Origin of the sequence: Acidovorax sp., from assembly GCF_046291265.1 — a bacterium.
Taxonomy (GTDB): domain Bacteria; phylum Pseudomonadota; class Gammaproteobacteria; order Burkholderiales; family Burkholderiaceae_C; genus Acidovorax.
Genome location: NZ_JBKBTV010000126.1, coordinates 1 through 4035, shown reverse-complemented (window position 1 = coordinate 4035; position 4035 = coordinate 1). Strand labels below are relative to the sequence as shown.

General features: G+C 64.7%; 3 protein-coding genes and 1 pseudogene. All 4 read right to left on the bottom strand.

Annotated elements, in window-relative coordinates; all coding sequences use genetic code 11:
• Nucleotides 1–153: 153 nt before the first annotated feature.
• Nucleotides 154–1050: a carbohydrate kinase family protein gene (locus ACK41V_RS23335; protein WP_409786017.1), complete on the bottom strand. Its 897-nt coding sequence runs from the start codon at nucleotides 1048–1050 to the stop codon at nucleotides 154–156.
• Between the two features lie 27 nt (nucleotides 1051–1077).
• Nucleotides 1078–2850 carry a DUF3426 domain-containing protein gene (locus tag ACK41V_RS23330; protein WP_409786016.1) on the bottom strand — a complete coding sequence of 591 codons (1773 nt, stop codon included), beginning with the start codon at nucleotides 2848–2850 and terminating at the stop codon, nucleotides 1078–1080.
• Nucleotides 2851–2908: 58 nt separating this feature from the next.
• Entirely contained in the window at nucleotides 2909–3811 is a 903-nt protein-coding gene (gene prmA / locus ACK41V_RS23325; RefSeq protein WP_409786015.1) for a 50S ribosomal protein L11 methyltransferase, read from the bottom strand.
• Between the two features lie 77 nt (nucleotides 3812–3888).
• Nucleotides 3889–4035, bottom strand: a pseudogene (locus ACK41V_RS23320) (acetyl-CoA carboxylase biotin carboxylase subunit); the annotation flags it as partial.

Genomic DNA, 4035 nt, shown 5'->3' with positions numbered 1-4035 from the left:
TGGCTCAACTGCTGGTAATTCTTCTTTGACATCTTGGCCTCAATTCTCGGTGTTGCACTTCAGAATTGAGGCCGCCATCGCTTTCAAATACAAAAGCATTTGAAAGCCAATGAATTCAAGCGCTATAAGCTCATATTTTTATAGCGCCAATCCTTAACCCGGCGTGAAGTCGAGCATGTAGTTCTGCGGGCCACGCTGCGCGATCTTGAGCGCACCGACCCGGTTGCCCAGTTCGGCACAGCGCACCAGCGGCCAGCCTTTTTCCAGTCCAAACAACAGTGCACCGCGCCATGCGTCGCCACACCCGGTGGGGTCGACCACTTCAGCTGGCACCACGGCGGGCACGTGGGTTTTCTCGCCTTCTACCCACACGTCGCAGCCTTCAGCGCCTAACGTGACGATCAGACCACGCACCTTGTGCGAGATGTCGGCCAGCGTCCAGCCCGTACGGTCGCACAACATCTTGCCTTCATAGTCGTTGACGGTGACCCACGAGGCCTGCTCAACAAAGGCCGACAGTTCGGGCCCGTTGAACATGGGCAGACCTTGACCCGGGTCGAACACAAACGGGATGCCAGCAGCCACAAACTGGGCCGCGTGCTGAAGCATCGCATCGCGCCCATCGGGCGCAATGATGCCCACGGTCACCGTCGCATCGGGTTCGATCCGATTGGCGTGGGCCTGCATCATTGCGCCGGGGTGGAAGGCGGTGATCTGGTTGTTGTCGCGGTCGGTCATGATCATGGCCTGCGCGGTGTAGATGTCCTGCACCTGCCCCACATGGCGGCGGCTGATGCCCAGATCGTCCAGGCGCTGCAGGTAGTCAGCCCCGTCACTGCCGAGCATGGCCATGGGCAGCGCCTCGCCCCCCAGCAGCTTCAGGCTGTAGGCGATGTTGCCGGCACACCCCCCAAAATCGCGGCGCAGCGAAGGCACCAGAAAAGACACATTCAGGATGTGCAGTTGGTCGGGCAGTATTTGCTCGGCAAACCGCCCCTCAAAGGTCATGATGGTGTCGAACGCGAGAGAACCGCAAATGATGGCAGCCATGGTGAAGAGGTGGTTGGGTTGTAAATTTCAGGGGTAAAACGCGAGCAGCCGGTAACCCGCCACACGGGCACCGCCAGTGGTCACGATCACGGCGACCGAGGCGCTCCATTCACCCCGCGCAGGCAACTCCGCAGGGGCCGCCATGTCGGTGGGCAAAAGCACGCGCCGCAGCACGGGCTGGTCCTGCGCGTCCGTCAGGGTGAGTTCGATCGCGGGTGTCGCCAGGGGAATGGTGGCCTGGCTTTTCATGGTGAGCGCCAGTTGGTAGCTGTCGCCCCGTGCCTTGTTGAAGGACGAGCTGTCTATCACCACGTCGGCAATCTGGCGCTGGGGTGCGATCTCGCAGCGCAAGGGTGCGCACAGTTTGACCAGCCACGGTCGCGCGCGCGCATCCATGGCAGCAATGCGGTCGCGCTCCTGCACCGCCACCTGAAGCGCCAGCGCAACCAGCGCGGTCAACGCCAACAAGGTGAGCACCAAGCGCACGGCAGGTCGACGCCAGACTGCCTGACGGCGCGCGGCGCGCACGAAACTGACTTCGTGTTCGGGGTCTGCATCCTCGTCGGTGCCATCGTGCGCCACGGAGGTTTTGCGGGCTTCGGCGCGCAGCACCGCAGCCGCCGAATCGTCCGCGACCAAAGTCAGAGATTCGGCGCTTTGGCTTGGCGCTGGAGGCGCGAAGTCCACCGGAGGCAACCCTGCTTCCGAGCGCTCTGTGTGACCGGCAGGTTCAGAGGGGAGTGCGGTGCCGACCGCTGTTGCAGGAGGACGTGGAGCGGTATACGACCGCCGCTGGCCAGGGCCAGACGCAGCAAGCGGCGTGGTTGCAGACGCGTCAATGGCGGGGAAAGCCAGTTCGTCGTCTACCGATGCCGAAACCAATGCAGGTGCAGGTGACGGCCCCTCCGACGGCACATCGGCAGGCAACGCTTCATCGGGCCAACCCGAGTCGCGCAGATCGGCAAACGGAAGCTCGTACCCGCCGGGAACCATTTCCGCGTCCTGCGCAGCCGCATCCGACGCACGACGGGCAACCGGTGGCAGGTCCAGCGAATCCAGCGACGCCGGTTCGGTGTCGGCAAACGCGGGCGGTGGCACATCCCGCAAGGGCGGCGACCACACGGCAGGCGTTGGCGCAGCGGGCAAGGGCTTGGCTACCACCGCCTCGCGCACGGCGGCGTGCAGCGCTGCAGCCGCAGGCGTCGGCAAGGGAGGGCGCCACGCAAATGGGGTCACCGGCTCCAGGCTCAGCTCCCCAGGCGCTGACCCTGGCGCGCCCGCCGTGAGAAAGGCGGGGACCGCTGGGGTTGGCACATCCATCACCAAGGGAGATGGCGCTACAGGCGACGGCGCGGGCAACGACGCGACGGGCTGAGAAGCAAGCGCAGCGGGTGGTGCTGAGGAACGAGGCGACAGAGCAGCGGGATCGGACAGGCGGGATGCCGCCTGCTGCGCCGTACGTGTCGCTGCGCCCAACCCCGTTGCGGCCGTGGCAGCCGCTGGAGGTGCGGTATGCGCTGCGGGCGCGGCAGGTGCGGCAACGGGCGGCTGTACCGGTGGTGTCACGCCCCAAGCACGACCGGCCTCAGAGGCCCGGGCCACAGGCGCTGGTGGCGGCTTGACGTCGGTCAGCGATACGTCGGGCAGCAACGACGGTGGCGCCGACGGCAGCAAATGCGCAGACGCATCAAACACCTCTTTGCATTGGCCGCAGCGCACCCATCCTTCTGATATGCGCAATTGGTCTGCCACCACCTTGAAAGAAGTGGCACAGGACGGGCAGCGAGTGATCTGGCTCATCAGCGGTGGATTGTAGGGGCGTGGGCTCTGCCGCCAGTGGCGGCGAAAGCCTGTCGCGTCAGCGGGTAGCGGTCATCAGAATCCAGCCGTCCTCGGCATCCGACACCTGCAGTTGGAGCCACGGTGCGTAGGCTTCTTTCAGCTCATCGGCCTGGCGCTCCAAAATGCCCGCCAGCACCAGATTCCCGCCTGCAGCCACATAAGCACACAGCAGCGGTGCCAACACCCGGAGCGGCGTGGCCAGGATGTTGGCCAGCACGGTCTGGTACTCGCCGTTGGCCTTGTCGGGCAGGCCGGCGTTCAATTGCACGTCGTTGGCCTGCGCGTTCTGCACTGTGGACTCCACAGCCGCGGGGTCAATGTCCACGGCATCAATCTCCGTAGCGCCGAACTTGGCCGCACCAATGGCCAAAATGCCAGAGCCGCAGCCGTAGTCGAGCACCCGCCCCAGCGGATTGCCCTGGGCAACGTCGGTGGCGCCATGGCCCGCAATCCAGCGCAGGCACATGCGGGTCGTCGGATGGGTGCCCGTGCCGAACGCCAGGCCCGGGTCGAGCCGGATGCTGCGCACCGCCTGCGCGGGAAGCTCGTGCCAGGTGGGCACGATCCAGAAGTCGGGCGTGATGTCCACCGGTGCGAACTGCGACTGCGTCAGCCGCACCCAGTCCTGGTCCGGCACAGCCACCACACCCAGCACCTGGCAGCCTGCAAAAAAATCCTGCACAGCCAGCAACTGCTGCGCTTCGCGCGCGGCCACCTCGGACGGGAACAACGCCACCACGCGGCTGCGCTGCCAACCATCCTTGGGCGGTGGCATTCCAGGTTCACCAAAAAGGGCTTGCTCGGCGTCGGTCTGGGCATCGGCATCTTCGACCGACACGCTGAGCGCATCCAGCGCATCCAGCGCATCGCTGACCGCTTCGATGCGGTCTTCCGGACACATCAGACTCAACTCAAACATAGGCGCCTCTCAGAAAAAATGAAATGCTGGCACCCGTTGCCAGGAGCCAGCATGTGAATGACCTGCGCAGTGCAAACTCAGCGCTTGTGCTGCGACAGCCACTCTTCCAGGTAATGGATGTTGGTGCCACCCGCCATGAACTTGGCATCCACCATCAGCTCGCGGTGCAGCGGCACGTTGGTGTTGATGCCTTCGATCACCGTCTCGGACAGCGCCGTGCGCAT

Bases quoted from the DNA above. Each gene is read 5' to 3' on its own strand.
- ACK41V_RS23330 (WP_409786016.1), bottom strand. From the start codon at position 2,850: ATGAGCCAGATCACTCGCTGCCCGTCCTGTGCCACTTCTTTCAAGGTG.
- ACK41V_RS23335 (WP_409786017.1), bottom strand. From the start codon at position 1,050: ATGGCTGCCATCATTTGCGGTTCTCTCGCGTTCGACACCATCATGACC.
- prmA (WP_409786015.1), bottom strand. From the start codon at position 3,811: ATGTTTGAGTTGAGTCTGATGTGTCCGGAAGACCGCATCGAAGCGGTC.